Genomic DNA, 18,660 nt, shown 5'->3' with positions numbered 1-18,660 from the left:
AAAGGAAGAAGGCCGGATAAGACCGGCCTGAGAGGATTACTTCTTATTGGGGCGGATATGCGGAGCGGCTTTATCCAGCACGCCGTTAACAAACTTATGGCTGTCTTCAGCGCCAAACACTTTCGCCAGCTCAATCCCCTCGTTAATAGCCACTTTGTAGGGAACGTCGGAGCGCTTGCTCAGCTCGTACAGCGAAATGCGCAGAATCGCCTTCTCCACCTGGCCCAGCTCTTCCAGCTGGCGAGAAAGGTAAGGCTTCATCAGGCCGTCAAGGTACGCGCTGTTGGTCGCAACGCCGCCCAGCAGCTCGCGGAAATAGCTGATATCAACGTCTTTGACGTCTTGCTCCGCCAGAAACTGGTATTCGACATCAGAGATGTCGTTCTTTGACAACTGCCAGGAGTAAAGCGCCTGGACAGCACATTCACGGGCGCGGCGACGAGCAGCAGGTTTCACAAAATTCCCCTTAAAATCAGGCTTTGATGGCTTTCAATACGTTAATCATTTCAAGTGCGGTCAGAGCGGCTTCCGCCCCTTTGTTACCCGCTTTGGTTCCGGCGCGCTCAATGGCCTGCTCGATGTTTTCCGTCGTCAGAACACCAAAGGCAACCGGAATATCGCTGTTCATAGCGACGCTGGCCAGGCCAGAACTGGCTTCGCCAGCAACATATTCGAAGTGGGCGGTGCCACCGCGGATCACGGTACCCAGTGCCACAACCGCGTCGTATTTGCCGGCGTTCGCCAGCGCACGCGCCGTCATTGGCATTTCATAAGCACCCGGCACCCAGATAACGGTGATGTTTTCATCTTTTACCTGGCCGATACGCTTCAGCGCATCAAGGGCACCGCTCAGCAGGCTGTCGTTGATAAAGTTGTTGAAACGCGCAATAACAATGGCCACGCGCGCGTCAGGAGTAGCAACAGCAGCTTCAATAACGTTCATAATCTTCCTTTCAGGGTTTGTTATGGCCCCGCAGGGGGGCGGATTCTATCACACTCTTTAACGCTCTGCTTCCGCTTTTCTGCAGGGCGCTATCGCGGCGTCAGCGTCAGGCGTAAATCTGGCCCAACCTGACGACTATCGCTGAATATAAACGTCGGCGCTTCAGCAAGTTGTGCTAAAGCGGGCAGATGGCACAAACCGCGTGCCGCATCGCCCAGTAATTTCGGCGCAAGATAAACAATCAGCTCATCAACCACGCCCGCGCTCAGCAATGCACCCGAAAGCGCAGCGCCTGCTTCTACCCAAACGCTGTTGATCTGGCGGCGTCCCAGCAGCATCAGCAAAGACACCAGATCGGTTTGCTCATTGTGACGCGGCACGCAAAATTGTTCCACGTTAGCCGGCCAGCTTAGCCCGTCGGGCTGCTGACGCGCCAGCCAGGTTTCTCCCGGCTGAGAAATCAGCCGATGTTGCGGCGTGACGCGATTGTGGCTGTCGATAACCACTCTAATCGGCTGGCGTAAATCCTGCTGCGCATAGGTTGCGCGTACGTGCTGGTTCAGCTCGTCCCAGCGCACGGTCAGGGAGGGATCGTCCGCCAGTACCGTCGCGCTGGTAGTCAGGATCGCGGCGCTTTGCGCCCGCAGGCGCTGCACGTCGCGTCGTGCCTCCGGTGAGGTGATCCACTGGCTTTCGCCGCTTGCCATCGCCGTACGGCCATCCAGCGACGCGCCCAGCTTCAGCTGCACCCAGGGAAAGCCGGTGCGCATCCGCTTCAGAAAGCCGCGATTCAGCGCTTCCGCTTCCTGCATCATCAGCCCGTGGCTGACCTCGATACCGGCCTGCTGCAAACGGTAAAGGCCGCGCCCCGCCACTTCCGGGTTGGGATCCTGCATGGCGGCGACGACTCGGGCTACGCCTGCGGCAATCAACGCCTCGCAGCATGGCGGGGTACGGCCATGGTGGCTACAAGGCTCCAGCGTGACGTAAGCCGTCGCGCCGCGCGCCTTTTCGCCAGCCATACGCAGAGCGTGAACTTCAGCATGGGGTTCGCCTGCGCGAAAATGATAGCCTTCGCCGACAATCTCCCCGTTGCGCACGATAACGCAGCCTACGTTCGGATTGGGCATCGTGGTAAAACGTCCGCGTCTGGCCAGTTCAAGCGCGCGGGCCATATAGATTTCATCCATGCCTTAATCCTGTAAGCGGGCGATCTCTTCGCCGAATTCGCGGATATCTTCAAAGCTCCGGTAAACCGAGGCGAAGCGAATATAGGCTACCTTATCCAGCTTTTTCAGCTCGTCCATTACCAGATTGCCGATCATCTTGCTGGGTACTTCCCGTTCGCCGGTAGAGCGCAGCTTGCTTTTGATATGGCTGACGGCGTTTTCGACGTCGTCCGAGCTGACCGGCCGCTTCTCCAGCGCCTTCATGATGCCGCTGCAAAGTTTGTCTTCATTGAAAGGCTCACGGATATCATTGCTTTTCACCACGCGCGGCATCACCAGCTCGGCCACTTCAAAAGTAGTGAAGCGTTCATGGCACACCAGGCACTGACGGCGACGGCGCACCGAGGTTCCTTCCCCCACAAGGCGGGAATCGATGACTTTGGTATCCACAGCAGAACAGAACGGGCAATGCATGATAATTCCTGGATCCTGGAAAAGTGAACACAGTGTAGCGCGAAGTGGCGAGCAACAAAATATCGGGCTGCCCTTCTTTCCCCTGCCGTATCGCTTTGTCTGGCATCTGACCAGGTATCTCCTTATTCTTCCGCTATAATGAGAGAACGCTCAGGCGTAACTTTTTTAAAAACAAGGATTAGCCGGAGGAAATATGGGTTTATTTAACTTTGTAAAAGAAGCTGGCGAGAAACTGTGGGATTCCGTAAGCGGCGCTGGCGAAGATCAAAGCGCGAAGCTGAAAGAATATATCCATAAGCTGGGCCTGCCGGGCAGCGACAAGGTTGATGTTAAGGTGGATGGCGATAAGGCCAGCATCAGCGGCGACAGCATTTCGCAAGAGCTGAAGGAAAAAATCCTGGTGGCGGCCGGTAACGTAGCCGGTATCACCCACGTTGAGGATAATGTAAAGGTGGCTGAAACCGCGACCGAAGCCAAATTCTATACGGTGAAGAAAGGTGACACGCTGAGCGCGATCTCAAAAGAAGTGTACGGCGATCCGAATAAGTACAATCAAATCTTTGAGGCTAACAAGCCGATGCTCTCCGATCCGAATAAGATCTATCCGGGTCAGACCTTACGTATTCCTCAGTAGGCAACTATGGCCGGATACCTGAAAAAGGCCTCGCTGCTGCCGCTGGTCGCTCTGCTGGCAAGCTGCGCTTCACCGCAGCAGCCGCAGATCAACAGGCTGCATAACCAGGTGGGCAAGCTCAACAATGAGATGCAGCAGCTTACCGAGCAGGCAACGGCGCTGACGCGCCAGAATATGCTTAACGGCAATTCCAGCCAGGGCGCATGGCTGCTGCCGGCCACCAACACGGCCGTGCCGCTGCAAAGCCAGCTGGGCGAGGTGAAGCTGTCGCTGAGCCACATAGAAAATGAAGCCAACGGTACGCGAGCAATACTGCATATTCGCTCTGCCGGAGACAACAACCTGCCGGCGTTCAGCGCAACGGTAGAATGGGGCGAGCTGGATCCGACCACCGGTAAACCGCTGCAGGTAAACAGCCAGAGCCAGACTTTCAGCGTGACGGCCTCGTTGCTGCCTCGTAGCGAAGTTACGGTGCCGCTGCGCCTGAGCAATCTGCCGCCGGAACAGCTGGGCTATGTCCGGGTTCACGATGTCGTGGCCCAGACGCAACCATAAAAAAAGCGCCGCAGATGCGGCGCTTTTTATTTTACAGCGGAAAGCCTTAAGGCAAAATCGAAGGCTGATCGGCGCCTTCTTTCTCCACTTTCTGCTGGATCAGATGCTCGCGTTTCATCCCCAGTTTCAGCGCCAGCGCCGAAGCCACATAGATAGATGAAATTGTCCCGATGGACACGCCGATTAGCATGGTCAGCGAGAAGCCTTCCAGCAGCGCGCCGCCAAAGATAAACAGCATCAGTACCACCACCAGCGTGGTGGCGGAGGTCATAATGGTACGGCTCAGCGTCTGCGTCAGCGAGACGTTGAAGATTTCGTAAGGCGTACCGCGACGGATCTTGCGGAAATTCTCACGAATACGATCCGATACCACGATGCTGTCGTTCAGCGAGTAACCGATAACCGACATCAGCGACGCGATAATGGTCAAATCAATCTCAATATGGAACAGAGAAAGAATGCCCATGGTGATGATCACGTCATGCGCCAGCGCCAGTACGGCCCCTAACGCCAGTCGCCACTCAAAACGGAAACCAACGTAAACCAGGATAGCAATCAACGCTACCAGCAGCGCCATGCCGCCGGTCTGCGCCAGATCGCTGCCCACGCTTGGGCCAACAAACTCAATGCGCTTCACGGTGCCGTTTTGCGCCGTCGCCTGATTGATAATGCTGACGACCTTGTTGCCCAGCTCCTGGCCCGCGTTGCCTTCGTGTGGCGACATACGCACCAGCACATCGCGGCTGCTGCCGAAGTTCTGCACCTGCGGATCGGTAAAGCCTGCTTTCTCCAGCGCGCCGCGCAGGTTATCCAGCTCGGCCGGTTTCTCCAGGGTAATTTCAATCACCGTACCGCCGGTGAAATCCAGACCCCAGTTAAACCCTTTCAGGCCCATGATCGCAAAAGAGGCGATCAGCAGCAGGCCGGAAAGAGTAAAGGCCAGCTTGTCCCAGCGCATAAAGTCATGGACTTTACGGCCGTAGTTCAGTTGTTCAACGCTATAGTCCTGTGCCACAACGCACTCCTCAAATAGACAGCTTGTTGATGCGTTTACCGCCGTACAGCAGGTTGACGATGGCGCGGGTACCGACAATAGCGGTAAACATAGAGGTCACTACACCGATAGCCGTGGTGATGGCGAAGCCTTTAATGGATCCCGTACCGACAGCATAAAGGATAATAGCCGTGATCAGCGTGGTGACGTTGGCGTCGATAATACTGGAGAACGCGCCGCTATAGCCTTCATGGATCGCCTGCTGAACGGAACGCCCGTTCTTCAGCTCTTCCTTGATACGTTCGTTAATCAGTACGTTAGCATCAACAGCGACCGCCAGCGTCAGCACGATACCGGCAATACCCGGCATGGTCAGCGTGGCCCCAGGCAGCAGAGACATAATCCCCACAATCAGCACCAGGTTCGCAACCAGCGCGGTGGTCGCAATCACGCCAAACTTACGGTAGTAAACCACCATAAACACGATAGAGGCGATCAGGCCCCACAGGCAGGCTTCCAGACCCTGAGTAATGTTTTGCGCGCCCATGGTTGGACCAATGGTGCGTTCTTCCACAATCTGGATTGGTGCAATCAGCGCGCCCGCACGCAGCAGCAGCGACAGCTGACGCGCTTCGTTTGGATTGCTGATGCCGGTGATGCGGAAGCTGTTGCCCAGTCGGGACTGAATATTCGCAACGTTAATCACTTCTTCCTGCTTCGCCAGGATAGCGCGGCCGTTGGCGTCTTTTTTACCGCTGTCTTTGTATTCCACAAACAGCGTCGCCATCGGCTTACCGATATTATCCTTGGTGAAGTTGGACATGATGTTGCCACCCGCGCTGTCCAGCGAGATATTGACCTGTGCCTGGTTGTACTCATCCATGCTCGACGTCGAGTCAGTGATATGGTCACCGGTCAGGATCACGCGCTTGTACAGCGTTACCGGCTGGCCGTCGCGGGTATTTTTCACTTCGGAATCGCCCGGTACGCGGCCGTTGGCGGCAGCAGTTGGATCGACGGAAGTGTTAACCAGACGGAATTCCAGCGTGGCGGTCGCGCCCAGGATCTCTTTAGCACGTGCGGTGTCCTGAATACCCGGCAGCTCGACCACAATGCGGTCAGCGCCCTGACGCTGCACCAGCGGTTCGGCAACGCCAAGCTGGTTCACGCGGTTACGCAGGATAGTGATGTTCTGCTGAACCGCATATTCGCGCGCTTCACGCAGGCGGTCATCCGACATTACCGCACGCAGCAGATTGCTGCCGCTGGCGTTGATCACCAGATCGCGATGGCGGCCGGTCAGATAGCTGACGGCGTCGTCACGCGCCTGTGCGTCACGGAAACGAATTTCCAGACCATAGTTATCGGTTTTACGCACGTTGGTGTAGGGAATATTTTTGTCGCGCAGATCGCTTCTGAGGTTATCGATATTCTGCTCCTGGAGCTTGCCCAGGGCGGTGTCCATATCGACTTCCATCAGGAAGTGTACCCCGCCGCGCAGATCGAGACCGAGCTTCATCGGTTCTGCGGCCAGCATACTCAGCCAGCCTGGCGTGGCCGGAGCAAGGTTGAGCGCGACCACGTAGTCTTCGCCCAGCGTTTTGATGATGGCGTCACGAGCGCGCAGCTGCACGTCGCCGTTAGCGAAGCGCGCCATGATAGCGCCGTTTTCCAGCGCAATGGATTTGCTCTGGATATTCTCTTCTTTTAAAGCATTCTGGATCTGATTCAGCGTCTGTTCACTGGCGGCGCTTCCGCGCGCGCCGGTGATCTGAACAGCCGGATCCTCACCATACAGGTTGGGAAGCGCATAGAGCAGACCGACGATAAGCACGACGATCAGCATGATGTACTTCCACAAAGGATAACGGTTTAACACGGCAGTTCCCTTAGGGAAAACAAAAAATTACAGCGCCTTCATCGTACCTTTCGGCAGAACGGCAGCCACGAAATCACGTTTGACCACAACTTCCGTCGTCTCGTTCAGCGCGATAGCTACATAGCCGGTATCCGCCACTTTGGTTACGCGTCCGACCAGGCCGCCGGTGGTCAGCACTTCGTCACCCTTGCTGATGGAATCCATCAGTTTTTTATGCTCTTTGCTACGTTTCTGCTGTGGGCGCAGGATCATGAAATAGAAGATCAGACCAAAAACCACCAGCATGATGACCAGCGAATACGGGCTTCCCTGTGCTGGCGCACCCGCAGCAGCCACTGCATCAGAAATGAACAAGCTCATTAATTTTCCCTCATTGATTAATTATCAGACGTTTAACGGCGGAACCGCTTTGCCCGTCCGCGCATAAAATTCGGTAACAAAGTGCTCTAATTTACCCTCTTCAATAGCCTTGCGTAAACCAGCCATCAGGCGCTGGTAGTAGCGCAGGTTATGAATAGTGTTAAGACGCGCACCCAGTATTTCGTTACAACGGTCCAGATGATACAAATAGGCGCGGCTATAGTTGCGACAGGTGTAGCAATCGCACTCTGCATCCAGCGGAGCCGTATCATCTTTATATTTCGCGTTACGGATTTTCACCACGCCGTCAGTAACGAACAGGTGGCCGTTACGGGCGTTGCGGGTAGGCATCACGCAGTCAAACATATCGATACCGCGACGTACGCCTTCAACCAGATCTTCCGGTTTGCCGACGCCCATCAGATAGCGCGGTTTGTCCTCAGGGATCTGCGGACAGACGTGCTCCAGAATACGGTGCATGTCCTCTTTCGGCTCGCCGACCGCCAGGCCGCCCACAGCGTAACCATCAAAGCCGATCTCTACCAGTCCTTTTACGGAGACATCTCGTAAATCTTCGTAAACGCCGCCCTGAATAATCCCGAACAGCGCGTTTTTATTTTCAAGCGAATCAAAGCGGTCGCGGCTGCGCTGCGCCCAACGCAGCGACATCTCCATTGAGCGTTTGGCGTAATCCCAGTCGGCAGGATAAGGCGTGCATTCGTCGAAAATCATCACGATATCGGAACCGAGATCGTACTGGATCTCCATCGATTTTTCAGGATCGAGGAAGATCTTATCGCCGTTAATCGGGTTGCGGAAATGCACGCCCGCTTCGGTGATTTTACGAATGTCGCCCAGGCTGAACACCTGGAAACCGCCGGAATCGGTCAGGATTGGCCCTTTCCACTGCATAAAGTCGTGCAGATCGCCATGCAGCTTCATGATCTCCTGGCCGGGACGCAGCCACAGGTGGAAAGTGTTGCCGAGAATAATCTGCGCGCCGGTATCCTGCACTTCTTCCGGCGTCATGCCTTTTACGGTGCCGTAGGTGCCCACAGGCATAAAGGCCGGGGTTTCCACCACGCCGCGATCGAAAACCAGACGGCCACGGCGCGCGCGCCCATCAGTAGTATCTAATTCAAACTTCACGTTGCCTCCATCAGAGAAACAGTCTGATGCTTAAGAGTTGACCTGCGCCCCGGTCGGGCGCAGGCGTCGCAACCGGACAAAGCCGGTTATGGCATTATTTACCGACCTGCTCGTTTATCGCCTGCGGATTGCGGGTGATAAACATCGCGTCGCCATAGCTGAAGAAGCGATACTTCTCCGCCACCGCCTGCTCGTAAGCGTGCATGGTGTGACGGTAGCCCGCGAAAGCGGAAACCAGCATAATCAGCGTCGATTCCGGCAGATGGAAATTGGTGACCAGCGCATCAATAACCTGATACGCATAGCCGGGATAAATAAAAATTTTGGTGTCGTCAAAAAACGGCGCAATCAGCGCGTCTTTGGCCGCCGCCGCCGCGCTCTCCAGCGAGCGGACGGAAGTTGTACCTACGGCGACGACACGGTTGCCGCGCGCTTTACAGGCCAGTACCGCATCCACCACTTCCTGCGGAACCTCGGCATACTCGGCGTGCATAATATGATCTTCGATGCTGTCCACGCGTACCGGCTGGAACGTGCCCGCGCCGACGTGCAGCGTAACGAAAGCGGTTTCAATCCCCTTCGCCCGCAGCGCTTCCAGCATAGGTTCGTCAAAATGCAGGCCAGCAGTAGGCGCAGCCACCGCGCCGGGACGTTCGCTGTAAACAGTCTGGTAAAGCTCGCGATCCGCATCTTCGTCAGGACGGTCGATATAAGGCGGCAGCGGCATATGGCCGACGGCGTCCAGAATATCCAGCACGGCGCGCTCGTCGTCGAAATGCAGCTCAAAGAGCGCGTCGTGACGGGCAACCATCGTCGCTTTGACGCTTTCGTCGTCGCCAAGCAGCAGCTCGGCGCCCGCTTTCGGCGCTTTAGAGGCGCGAATATGGGCCAGCACGCGGTGCTCGTCCAGCATCCGTTCAACCAGTACTTCGATTTTGCCGCCGCTGGCTTTACGGCCGAAAATACGCGCCGGGATCACGCGCGTATTGTTAAAAACCAGCAGGTCGCCCGGATTGAGCAAATCCAGTAAATCGGTGAACACCCCGTGGGTCAGCGCGCCGTCCGGGCCGTTAAGGCACAGCAGACGGCATCCGCTGCGCTGGGCCTGCGGATAGTGGGCAATCAAAGATTCGGGCAACTCAAAAGAAAAATCGGCAACGCGCATGGTCATTCACAGTCAGGGAAATCAGGGCGCACATTCTAGCTGAAAACCCGCCAATTCTGAACCATTCGCCGCATCTATCGGTTAAACCGTCCGCCAACGGGCGTCGATGCGCTCCGCGCGCCGCTATCAGCAGTATCCCGACACGGCAGAAGCCGATATACTGCCGCGATGAACTTTCTTGCTCACCTTCATCTGGCCCGGCTGGCCAACAGTTCCCTGCTCGGCAACCTGATGGCTGACTTCGTGCGCGGCAATCCGCGTGACGTCTGGCCTGATAACGTTGCCGCCGGCATTCTGCTGCACCGACGCGTTGACGTCATGACCGACGCCTTACCGGAAGTCCGGATCGCACGCGGTTTTTTCCGCCCCGAAACCTATCGCGTATCGTCTATCGCGCTGGACGTCATCTGGGATCACTTTTTATCCCGTCATTGGGATGAGATCGTGCCGGAAACGGCTTTACCGGATTTTTTACGTCAGGCGCGGGCGGAAATCGGCCCGCACCTGGCCACCACGCCGGAGCGTTTCCAGAATCTGAACCGCTATCTGTGGGCGGATCGCTGGATGGAAAAGTATGCGGAAGCGTCCTATTTGCAGGACGTGCTGAGTGGGATGGCCAGCCGCCGTCCTCGCCTGGCCGCGCTGGCAGATTGCTATCAGGACTTTGTTGATAATTATCAACAGCTCGACGTTGTTTTCCGGCAGTTTTATCCGCAGATGATGGTTAAAGCCCGTCAGCAGTCACTGTAGCCACAATTGCCGCTTGCCCTTTTGTTGCAAAAGGTTATTGTTGGCGAACACGTTGAATAAAAAAGCTTTTTGATAGGTAAGCCCTATCACAGAAATCGGCTTTTATCGCTGGTTTACAATGCTATCGCGCCCCATACTGGCGGCCGTTTCCCTTAATTTATCCTTACAGGAGTGACTATGGTTCTCGTAACTCGTCAGGCCCCTGATTTCACCGCCGCAGCCGTGCTGGGCAACGGTGAAATCGTAGAAAACTTTAACTTTAAAAAACACACCGCTGGTAAAGCCACCGTTGTGTTCTTTTGGCCAATGGACTTCACTTTTGTTTGCCCTTCTGAGCTGATCGCTTTCGACAAGCGTTACGAAGAATTCCAGAAGCGCGGTGTGGAAGTGGTCGGCGTCTCTTTCGACTCCGAGTTCGTTCACAACGCATGGCGTAAGACCCCAATCGATAAAGGCGGCATCGGCGAAGTAAAATACGCGATGGTTGCGGATATCAAACGTGAAATCCAGAAAGCCTACGGCATCGAGCATCCGGATGCCGGCGTTGCGCTGCGCGGCTCTTTCCTGATCGACAAAGCCGGTGTGGTTCGCCACCAGGTTGTTAACGATCTGCCGCTGGGCCGTAACGTTGATGAAATGCTGCGTATGGTTGACGCGCTGCAGTTCCACGAAGAACATGGCGAAGTGTGCCCGGCTCAGTGGGAAAAAGGCAAAGAAGGCATGGGCGCTTCTCCGGACGGCGTAGCGAAATACCTGTCTGAGAACGCTGGCAAGCTGTAATATCATTTGCAGACTGCGGAATAAAGCTCGCCTCGGCGAGCTTTTTTTATGCGGGCAATTCAGGCGGCGTAAGCTTTTGATGCGGGCGCACCAGGTTAAATATACAGCAGAAGTATACCCACTGCGGCGGGCTGTGATAGTCTGTTTACAGGTACAGTTCAAAGAGGGAAAAGAGTGCCCAAAAACGAGCAGGCGTATTCTTCAGAAATCTGTGCCCTCATCGGCAGAGCCGTAGCAGAGCTGCTGGAAAGCGGCGAACCGGTAGGAAGACATAACATCCTGATTAGACTTCAGATCCACAGCGCACAAACTACAGACGAAAACATGAAGGCCGCTATTCAGCGCGCTTTCCGATCGATACTCGACCGCTTCCATTAACCCTTATAGTCCCTGTACAAACCCTTTTTTCAACAGTCCCAGGCAGCAGGCTTCGGCTATTGCCTTATGCCGACCGGCACAGGCCGCCTGGGATGTTGGTAAAGGCTATGCGTCGTCAGGCGTGCGGGCCACCACTACTTCCAGCGCCTGGCGGAAGATATCCAGCTGGACGACATCAGAGGTGTTTTCCAGCTTTTCAATCAGCTTCAGGATAATCGCTTTGTTTGTTACGTAGCCACCGGCTGCCGCAATTTCTCTGATCACGGCGCCGATAACTTTGGTTTCCTGAGCCAGTAAATCACCTTCTCCCTGAAAATGTTCAAGGATGCCCGGCTCTGAAGAGTGCTGCTGCATAGTATTCGCCTTTATAAAGGGCGGGATGTCCCCACCTGAATTGACTCAATGTTTTTTAGTGCCGTCTGGCGGGCCTTCGCTGGTAAAAAGATGCGTGACGTTATCCACGTCGCGAATTTCGTGCGTATAGCGATTGTTACCCGTCTTTATATTATTTCTGACATCGGTAATAGCCTGTTTGCAGGCACGGTGCCTGGCGGCGCTTTTTTCCACGGCGGCCATCGCCTGCAGCTGACGGATCAGCGCGGCATTATTGATGGTAGCATCGGTTTTTAACAGCACCAGTACGGCCTCACCCAGCACTATATCAATCAGTTTTTCATCGTCGTTTCTGTACATACCAGCTTCTCTGTATCAGTGATGTGGGCACATAAATAGCCACAGTTCCCGGAAGTAACCCTGGGAGGCAGCAGGTTTGCCAACCACCGCCGATCAAAGGGCCAGGCGGGAAAGCAGGCCGGGCCGAGCAGAAAAGTTAGGACGTCTGGTAATCATCATCCAGGCTTTGAAACTCAGTCCTCACGGCCAAACAACATGCCTATCAGCTCGTGATAATGCTTTTCCTGTCCAGCATCGGAGGCCAGTTCAAGCCGCCTCAGTAGCTTAGAACAGATCGCCTTGCGGTTAATATTTTTACCTGAACGCAGAATCTCCACCACAATCTGCCCCAACGTTTCCTGTTGAGAGGGCATCATCGCTTCACTGAAGTAGCGACTGATATCACCTGCAGTTTTCGGGTTAGATCCATCCTGACGCATACAGCCCCCTTCAGTTGGTAGGTTAAAACGTGTTTAAATAACTCTGCGCTTAAGTTAACCAGTTTCGGCAAATGTGTACAGCTATTTTGAAGTTGTACAAGCCATTTTTTTGTAGCAAAAAGTGCGACCCACAGTGTAATACTCTGCCAGCATGTTTTTTGAGAGGGATATTCAGGTGTTCTAGCAGGTGAAGTTGCGTTTTTCGCTCTCTACAGATTGAATATTCACCAGGATGCTTTTCGCAGCACAAATCCTTAAGGATGTATGGATGTACAAGTTTTTGCTCTCACCCGCGGCCGTGCTTTTTGCTGGCCTCACTGCTTTTTTTAGCCAGCCCGTACAGGCGGACTACGTGCTGGAAAAGGTGGTGGAGGTCAGCCGACACGGCGTTCGCCCGCCTTCACCGGATAACCGACGAGCTATCGAAAACGGTTCGGCCAGGCGCTGGCCCGACTGGTTGACCGCAGACGGTAACCTGACCGGTCACGGCTATACGGCCGCCTGGCTGAAAGGACGTTACGAGAGCAGTTACTATCGTGAAGCAGGCCTGCTGGACAAAGGCTGCCCGGGGGAACGGGATTTTCATCTGATAGCCAGTCCGATGCAGCGTACCCAGGCAACCGCGCAGGCATTAGCCGAGGCGGCTTTTCCGGGCTGCGGCATTAAGACGCATGTCATGGCTGCCTCGCTGTTTCAGCTTCCCAACGAGAAAGTTAGCCCGGAGCAGGCCGCGACGCACCGTCAGGAAGCGCTACGCGCGATGGGCGGCAGCCTGGCAGACGCGCAGCGGCGGCTGCAACCGCAAATCGACGCGTTAAAAAAAGCCGTCTGTCAGCCCGATCGTCCCTGCCCTGTTTTCAGCCAGCCCTGGCAGCTTGCCACCTGGTCGAACGGCACGGTCGGCATTCAGGGGCTGGATACGCTGGCTGCAATGGCGGAAACGCTGCGGCTGGAATGGAGCGAAAACCAGCCGCCCGGCGAAGTGGCCTTCGGCAAGGTTAATAATCAGGCGGAACTGGCCGCGCTGCTGCCGCTGCTGAGCGCTAAGTATGATTACACCAACGATTTGCCCACGCTGGCCAGCCGTGGCACTTCAGGGCTGATGAACCAGATTGCCGGCGCGCTGCGCGCTGGCGTGACCGGAGAGAGAGCAACCGACGCGCCGCCGGACGTGCGCTGGCTGCTCTATGTCGCTCATGATATCAATATTGCCTGGCTGCGTACCCTGTTGGATTTCCGCTGGCAGCAGGCCGATTATCCGCACGGCAATATTCCGCCCGGCGGCAGTCTGGTGTTCGAGCGGTGGCGGCATAAGGACGAGCGTTTTATTCGCATCTATTTTCAGGCGCAAAGCCTTGCCCAGCTGCGCGAGCTTACGCCGCTTGATAAGCAGCACCCTCTGCTGCTGAGCGAGCTGACGTTTTCGGGATGCAGGCAAACGAGCGTAGGCACGCTGTGCCCCTGGCAGGCCGCTATGCAACGGATAGAAAAACATATCGCCCCTTTGTAAGGGAGGGGCCGATCGCCTTTCTCTGAAGCGCTGCTTCCTTAGTTGTGGCCGACAGCAGGATCGGCTTCGGCCCCTCACCTTCCTGACCAGACAATATTTCTGATTGTAAACCAGAAAAACCCTACTTATCATAAGGCGATAGAGTTACGCTGCCCGATCGACCCTCGATCGTTACGCTGAAAAATTCTTTATTAATTAACTAATTATTTGACAAGGATTCGTCAATGTTGGTTTTCAGCCATCGTTTCGCCCCGCTTTGCCTTTACAGCTTCATTTTCATAACCGCTATATTGCCGTTAAAAACACTTGCCGTAACGCCCGCTAACGAACCGCTGATTTTGCAGCGGCAAAATGCCCTGGAGCAGCAGTTGCGGCCCACGGTGCCGGACATGCGCCTTACGCCACCGGCCTCAGGTTTCAGTGGGCTGGTCTTTCCCCAGGAAAAGCCCTGTTTCCCACTGAGCCGGGTTGTTCTGACGGGAGCAGGCGCGCTACCGCACTGGCTGCCTTTGCAGCGGATCGCCGGTCAGGCTGTTGGTCACTGTCTGGGCGGGAAAGGCATTAATCTGCTGATGAGCGCGCTGCAAAACCGCCTGATCGATCACGGTTATATCACGACTCGTGTGCTGGCTCCGCAGCAGGATCTTAACAGCGGCGAACTCAAGCTGGCGCTTTCCGGCACGGCGGGCACGGCGGTGACCACGGCGCGGCAGGTAAAAGAAGAGAGCGACGGTGGCGGGGCTACAGGGCATGAAGGCGGCGCTTAGCGGCGTGAGCGCGACCCAGGCAGCACGGCTGGACGCGGCAAAAGGTGACGATCCGGCCAACAATGCGACCGTCGGCGTCAGCCTCTCTTACGGCAGCCGGTAGCCTGGTAAAACTTTCACCTCCAGCGCCGTCCCAGTATCAAACCCTATCTCCTTCAGCCAGTGGCCCTTCAGAGTAGCCGCCGGAACGGGCTTGTACTTCGCATCACTGACATAACCCACGGTATAACAGCGGGTTGTGTGTGTGGCTCTCTCTGGCTTATGATGTGTCTCAGCCATAATTAACTCCCTAACAGTTAGTTGTGGTCAGCGGCGGTAAAGGGTTGCCTCCCAATATCGCCGCGCTAAAAATCATCTATCCACTTTTACTCTTCTTGCTTTTACCTGTTTAAATATACAACCTCCCCCATGCAAACTCACTGAAAAGACAATATTAAAATGCGAGGAGACTCGGAAAAATGAATTGTTCTCCCCTACCCTTTCAGAATGACAGGTAAACTACAATCGGCAGGGATTATCAGCATTCCGTGCCACAAAGCATAGAATAAATTTCAGGCCGACTGCCGCACCGAAGTTATAAATAACATACTGTTACGCTTTCTTTTCTTATACGGCATCAAACGATACAGGCCCGTATAAAACTTTATATAAATCAGGTTTTACGCAATCAGCTTTAAAGTATGTGTTTAGCAATCTGTAATCTGTGATTTGTGATTTGTGATTTGTGATTTGTGATTTGTGATTTGTGATTTGTGATTTTTGATTTTTGATTTTTGATTTTTGATTTTTGATTTTTGATTTTTGATTTTTGATTTTTGATTTTTGATTTTTGATTTTTGATAGCAGGGTAATCGATATCAGATAATTAATAAAAAATTAAAATAATAACAACCCATGTTAATTACGTTAATTTATATAATCTATCCTGTTAAACCAGCCAGACAGAGCAGTAAAAATTTCAGATAGCCGCTTCAAAATTTCATGAAAAAATCAATGGGATAAAAAATAATACCTGGATCACAATTTAAACCTCACCATCCCTAAAAATGATACCATCACGTTATTATGCGGCTGATTCAGCAGAATTACAGACATATTCAATCTTATAGTACGCACACCATTTAGCTGAATACGTAACACAACGTCAATTTTAAATTAAGGATGATTTATGAAAAACCTGGCTCTTGTCAGCATTGTTTTTGCAACTCTGGGTTTCAGCGCGACCGCGAATGCCGATCAACAGACCTTCAGCATCGGTTACTCACAAAGCAAAGTGCAGGATTTTAAAAATATCAGAGGGGTTAATATGAAATACCGTTACGAGTGGAATTCACCGTTTGGTATTATCGGCTCCTTTACTTATATGAGCGGTAAAGAAAACAGTACTTCTATGGCATACCGGGATATAATAAATAACTATATCGATTTAAAATATTATTCTTCCGCAGCTGGACCGACATATCGGTTCAATGAGTATATCAGCGCCTATGGATTATTAGGTGTAAATTATAACAAGCTGGATCACCGCTCAAACTGGAATAATTATGAGGGTGACAGAGGGTATATTAACAAGGGAGAAGAGTCCGGCAATCAAAACAAAGCCTCTCTGATGTACGGCATCGGCTTGCAAATCAACCCGGTAGAGTACCTGGCCATTGATATTGGTTATGAAGGCTCTCGCCTGGACGCTGGAAATAAAAACCACTCTATCAATGGTTTTAATATTGGCCTGGGCTATAGCTTTTAAAATCTGCTATTTTCGCCATTGTATAAACAGCGCTTTCAACAAATGCCGGAGGATTTTTTCTTCCGGAATTTTTTTTCCGTTCGTAATAGCTTTCCGCCTGCTCCATTAAAAAAGACCGCTACCAAAAGATAGCGGTCTTTATTATGCCACGAAGCTTTTACGCAGACTGATGCTCAATAGCCTGCTGGTTTTCAATCGCCTGCTGGCTGTGCGTGATAGGGATGCGGCGTGGTTTTTCGCTTTCAGGGATTTCCTGATACAAATCCACAGCAAGAATGCCGTCCTGCAGTTTCGCGCCGGTGACTTTTACATGCTCCGGCACCGTGTAGCTAAGACGGAAGTCGGCACGGCTGATGCCACGATGCAGCCAGCCATTTTCTGCGCTTTCCGTTTCTTTCTGCTCTTCCCTCTTACCGGAAATGGTTAGCTGTCCGCCTACCGTTTCAATAGACAGCTCGCTCTCTTTCCAGCCGGGTACGCTCACCGCAAGCGCATAGCGATCTTTATCTACGCGACGAATATCATAGGCGGGCGTAGCGGCTACGGGCGTGTCGCCGGTCAGCTGGCTGAACAGCCGATCCATACGGTTGAAACGGTCTGAAAACAGCGCGTCGCTTAAAGAAGGGATCAGGGAGAAGTTGCGTACGGTCATCATCATAACCTCCTGAATACAGTCTCTATTCAAAAGCTCATTTCGGGCAGGTTCGCCGCCTGCTCGTAAGTAAAATAGGGTCGGCTGAACCTGTTTCAAGCGTTACAAATAAAATTTTTTTTACCGGCTGTTTGCCATCGTCGCCCTGAGTGTGACGCATAAAAAAACCTGAGCCGGACGTACTGCCGGACTCAGGCTTTTTCAGGGCGACAGGCCGAAATGCCGTTTGCTTTCCGGCCTACGCCTTGATTCTCTTCTTCACCAGCGTCCAGCTGACCAGCAGCAGGGCTATCCAGCCAATACCGACGTAAAGCGATACGCGGGTATCCGGGAAGTAGCCAATCAGGCCGATGATAAAGAACAGGAACAGAATACCGACGATGGCCGTGAATATCCCACCGGGCATGGCGAACTTCAGCTCTTTCGCCTGCGCGGGCGTCAGCGTGCGGCGGAAGCCAATCTGGGCAAACAGGATCATAATCCATACCCAGACGGTGGCAAACGTCGCCAGCGAGGCGATCACCAGGAAGACTTTTTCCGGCATCAGATAGTTCAGGTATACCGCAATCAGCATCGCTAACATCATCACCAGCACGGTGATCCACGGAATACCGCGACGCGAAACGGTGGCGAACATTTTAGGCGCATGGCCCTGCTCCGCCATACCGTGCAACATCCGCCCCACGCCGAAAACGTCGCTGTTAATCGCCGAAAGCGAGGCCGTAATCACTACAAAGTTCAGAATGGCTGCCGCAGCGGCTATGCCCATATGCTGGAAAGTAAGCACGAACGGGCTGCCGTTAGTGCCAACCTGGTTCCAGGGATAGATGGACATAATCACAAACAGCGTGCCGACATAAAACACCAGGATACGCAGCGGCACCGTGTTAATCGCCCGTGGGATCGACGTGGCGGGATCTTTCGCTTCGCCAGCGGTGATACCGATAATCTCAATGCCGCCGTAGGCGAACATCACGATTTGTAGCGACAGCACCATGCCGATAACGCCGTGCGCAAAGAAGCCGCCGTTAGTCCATAAATTGCTGATGCCGGTAGGCTGGCCGCCGTTGCCGATCCCCCAGAAAATAATACCGATGCCCGCTACGATCATAATAATGATAGTGGCGACCTTAAACAGCGACAGCCAGAATTCCACCTCGCCGAAAACTCTTACCGTGGCCAGATTAATCGCACCGATAATCAGCACCACGCTCAGCACCCATACCCAGTGCGGCACGTCGGGGAACCAGACCCCCATATAGATGCCGAAAGCGGTTACGTCGGCAATGGCGACAATCAGAATTTCAAAGCAGTAGGTCCAGCCGGTGATATAACCCGCCAGCGGGCCAAGATAATCCTGAGCGTAGCGCGAAAACGAGCTGGCCTGCGGGTTGTTCACCGACATTTCGCCCAGCGCACGCATGATGATATAGGCGATAGCACCGCCGATGATATAGGCGAGGATCACGCTTGGCCCGGCCATTTTCATTGCGTCAGCCGAACCATAAAACAGACCCGTGCCGATGGCCGAACCGAGCGCCATAAAGCGGATGTGGCGGGTACTCAGTCCCTTCTTGAGCGTATTATTTTTCATCTTTCATTCTGCCTGAACTCTGTCAACTTCTCCTGCCGGAGATCGGGC

Annotated in this window: 21 protein-coding genes and 1 pseudogene; 7 read left to right on the top strand and 15 right to left on the bottom strand. The window is 53.8% G+C overall.

Translation table 11 applies throughout. The features are described from left to right. Nucleotides 1–36: 36 nt before the first annotated feature. The 4 genes from nusB to nrdR all read right to left on the bottom strand — a co-directional run bounded on the left by nusB (nucleotide 37) and on the right by nrdR (nucleotide 2,586). Nucleotides 37–456 (bottom strand): transcription antitermination factor NusB, encoded by a 420-nt coding sequence (gene nusB / locus EGK14_RS07170; protein WP_125288408.1) that lies wholly within the window; start codon nucleotides 454–456, stop codon nucleotides 37–39. A gap of 16 nt (nucleotides 457–472) precedes the next feature. Then, nucleotides 473–943 (bottom strand): 6,7-dimethyl-8-ribityllumazine synthase, encoded by a 471-nt coding sequence (ribE, locus tag EGK14_RS07165; protein WP_125288407.1) that lies wholly within the window; start codon nucleotides 941–943, stop codon nucleotides 473–475. Between the two features lie 89 nt (nucleotides 944–1,032). Further along, entirely contained in the window at nucleotides 1,033–2,133 is a 1,101-nt protein-coding gene (gene ribD, locus EGK14_RS07160) for a bifunctional diaminohydroxyphosphoribosylaminopyrimidine deaminase/5-amino-6-(5-phosphoribosylamino)uracil reductase RibD (protein WP_125288406.1), read from the bottom strand. Nucleotides 2,134–2,136: 3 nt separating this feature from the next. Beyond that, the gene (gene nrdR, locus EGK14_RS07155; RefSeq protein ID WP_125288405.1) at nucleotides 2,137–2,586 is read right to left on the bottom strand and encodes a transcriptional regulator NrdR; all 450 of its coding nucleotides are present in this window, start codon (nucleotides 2,584–2,586) and stop codon (nucleotides 2,137–2,139) included. Nucleotides 2,587–2,779: 193 nt separating this feature from the next. Between nrdR and lysM the strand changes: the two genes are divergently transcribed. Next, entirely contained in the window at nucleotides 2,780–3,220 is a 441-nt protein-coding gene (lysM, locus tag EGK14_RS07150; RefSeq protein ID WP_125288404.1) for a peptidoglycan-binding protein LysM, read from the top strand. A gap of 6 nt (nucleotides 3,221–3,226) precedes the next feature. Next, nucleotides 3,227–3,775 (top strand): DUF3251 domain-containing protein, encoded by a 549-nt coding sequence (locus EGK14_RS07145; RefSeq protein WP_125288403.1) that lies wholly within the window; start codon nucleotides 3,227–3,229, stop codon nucleotides 3,773–3,775. 46 nt (nucleotides 3,776–3,821) lie between these two features. Here EGK14_RS07145 and secF read toward each other — a convergent pair whose 3' ends face one another. The 5 genes from secF to queA form a co-directional block, all read right to left on the bottom strand. Next, nucleotides 3,822–4,790 carry a protein translocase subunit SecF gene (gene secF, locus EGK14_RS07140; protein ID WP_125288402.1) on the bottom strand — a complete coding sequence of 323 codons (969 nt, stop codon included), beginning with the start codon at nucleotides 4,788–4,790 and terminating at the stop codon, nucleotides 3,822–3,824. A gap of 10 nt (nucleotides 4,791–4,800) precedes the next feature. After that, nucleotides 4,801–6,648, bottom strand: coding sequence for a protein translocase subunit SecD (gene secD / locus EGK14_RS07135; protein WP_125288401.1), 1,848 nt, complete (start codon nucleotides 6,646–6,648; stop codon nucleotides 4,801–4,803). A gap of 27 nt (nucleotides 6,649–6,675) precedes the next feature. Further along, nucleotides 6,676–7,008 (bottom strand): preprotein translocase subunit YajC, encoded by a 333-nt coding sequence (yajC, locus tag EGK14_RS07130; RefSeq protein WP_125288400.1) that lies wholly within the window; start codon nucleotides 7,006–7,008, stop codon nucleotides 6,676–6,678. A 24-nt stretch (nucleotides 7,009–7,032) separates the two neighbouring features. Next, nucleotides 7,033–8,157, bottom strand: a complete 1,125-nt coding sequence (gene tgt / locus EGK14_RS07125) for a tRNA guanosine(34) transglycosylase Tgt (RefSeq protein WP_125288399.1) — start codon at nucleotides 8,155–8,157, stop codon at nucleotides 7,033–7,035. 94 nt (nucleotides 8,158–8,251) lie between these two features. Next, a complete protein-coding gene (gene queA / locus EGK14_RS07120) occupies nucleotides 8,252–9,322 on the bottom strand; it encodes a tRNA preQ1(34) S-adenosylmethionine ribosyltransferase-isomerase QueA (protein WP_125288627.1) in 1,071 nt (356 codons plus the stop codon). Between the two features lie 168 nt (nucleotides 9,323–9,490). Here queA and EGK14_RS07115 point away from each other — a divergent pair, with 168 nt between their 5' ends. Together EGK14_RS07115 and EGK14_RS07110 are read left to right on the top strand one after the other, a co-directional pair. Next, entirely contained in the window at nucleotides 9,491–10,072 is a 582-nt protein-coding gene (locus tag EGK14_RS07115; RefSeq protein WP_125288398.1) for an ACP phosphodiesterase, read from the top strand. A 177-nt stretch (nucleotides 10,073–10,249) separates the two neighbouring features. Next, a complete protein-coding gene (locus EGK14_RS07110) occupies nucleotides 10,250–10,852 on the top strand; it encodes a peroxiredoxin C (RefSeq protein WP_125288397.1) in 603 nt (200 codons plus the stop codon). A gap of 483 nt (nucleotides 10,853–11,335) precedes the next feature. Here the strand turns inward: EGK14_RS07110 and EGK14_RS07100 are convergent, their stop codons facing one another. The 3 genes from EGK14_RS07100 to ycgZ form a co-directional block, all read right to left on the bottom strand. Next, the gene (locus tag EGK14_RS07100) at nucleotides 11,336–11,584 is read right to left on the bottom strand and encodes a biofilm/acid-resistance regulator YmgB/AriR (RefSeq protein WP_125288395.1); all 249 of its coding nucleotides are present in this window, start codon (nucleotides 11,582–11,584) and stop codon (nucleotides 11,336–11,338) included. Between the two features lie 45 nt (nucleotides 11,585–11,629). Next, nucleotides 11,630–11,923 carry a hypothetical protein gene (locus EGK14_RS07095; protein ID WP_125288394.1) on the bottom strand — a complete coding sequence of 98 codons (294 nt, stop codon included), beginning with the start codon at nucleotides 11,921–11,923 and terminating at the stop codon, nucleotides 11,630–11,632. A gap of 173 nt (nucleotides 11,924–12,096) precedes the next feature. Then, nucleotides 12,097–12,342, bottom strand: coding sequence for a regulatory protein YcgZ (ycgZ, locus tag EGK14_RS07090; protein WP_125288393.1), 246 nt, complete (start codon nucleotides 12,340–12,342; stop codon nucleotides 12,097–12,099). Nucleotides 12,343–12,610: 268 nt separating this feature from the next. On the opposite strand from ycgZ, the gene EGK14_RS07085 reads away from it, so the two are divergent. Together EGK14_RS07085 and EGK14_RS07080 are read left to right on the top strand one after the other, a co-directional pair. Beyond that, nucleotides 12,611–13,852 carry a histidine-type phosphatase gene (locus EGK14_RS07085; RefSeq protein ID WP_125288392.1) on the top strand — a complete coding sequence of 414 codons (1,242 nt, stop codon included), beginning with the start codon at nucleotides 12,611–12,613 and terminating at the stop codon, nucleotides 13,850–13,852. Between the two features lie 224 nt (nucleotides 13,853–14,076). Next, a pseudogene (locus tag EGK14_RS07080) lies at nucleotides 14,077–14,526 on the top strand (POTRA domain-containing protein); the annotation flags it as partial. Nucleotides 14,527–14,706: 180 nt separating this feature from the next. Here the strand turns inward: EGK14_RS07080 and EGK14_RS07075 are convergent. Beyond that, nucleotides 14,707–14,898, bottom strand: a complete 192-nt coding sequence (locus EGK14_RS07075) for a SymE family type I addiction module toxin (protein ID WP_125288390.1) — start codon at nucleotides 14,896–14,898, stop codon at nucleotides 14,707–14,709. An 889-nt stretch (nucleotides 14,899–15,787) separates the two neighbouring features. Between EGK14_RS07075 and EGK14_RS07070 the strand changes: the two genes are divergently transcribed. Continuing rightward, the gene (locus tag EGK14_RS07070) at nucleotides 15,788–16,366 is read left to right on the top strand and encodes an Ail/Lom family outer membrane beta-barrel protein (protein ID WP_125288389.1); all 579 of its coding nucleotides are present in this window, start codon (nucleotides 15,788–15,790) and stop codon (nucleotides 16,364–16,366) included. Between the two features lie 157 nt (nucleotides 16,367–16,523). Here EGK14_RS07070 and EGK14_RS07065 read toward each other — a convergent pair whose 3' ends face one another. Both EGK14_RS07065 and proY read right to left on the bottom strand, forming a co-directional pair. Continuing rightward, nucleotides 16,524–17,018, bottom strand: a complete 495-nt coding sequence (locus EGK14_RS07065) for an Hsp20 family protein (RefSeq protein ID WP_125288626.1) — start codon at nucleotides 17,016–17,018, stop codon at nucleotides 16,524–16,526. A gap of 238 nt (nucleotides 17,019–17,256) precedes the next feature. Then, on the bottom strand, nucleotides 17,257–18,612 hold the full coding sequence (gene proY, locus EGK14_RS07060) for a proline-specific permease ProY (RefSeq protein ID WP_125288388.1): 1,356 nt from the start codon (nucleotides 18,610–18,612) through the stop codon (nucleotides 17,257–17,259). Nucleotides 18,613–18,660: the final 48 nt, after the last annotated feature.

Origin of the sequence: Erwinia sp. 198, from assembly GCF_003937915.1 — a bacterium.
In the GTDB taxonomy this organism is placed as follows: Bacteria; Pseudomonadota; Gammaproteobacteria; order Enterobacterales; family Enterobacteriaceae; genus Erwinia; species Erwinia aeris.
Note: the sequence above shows the minus strand (reverse complement) of the source record. Positions and strands in the feature narration are given on the sequence as shown.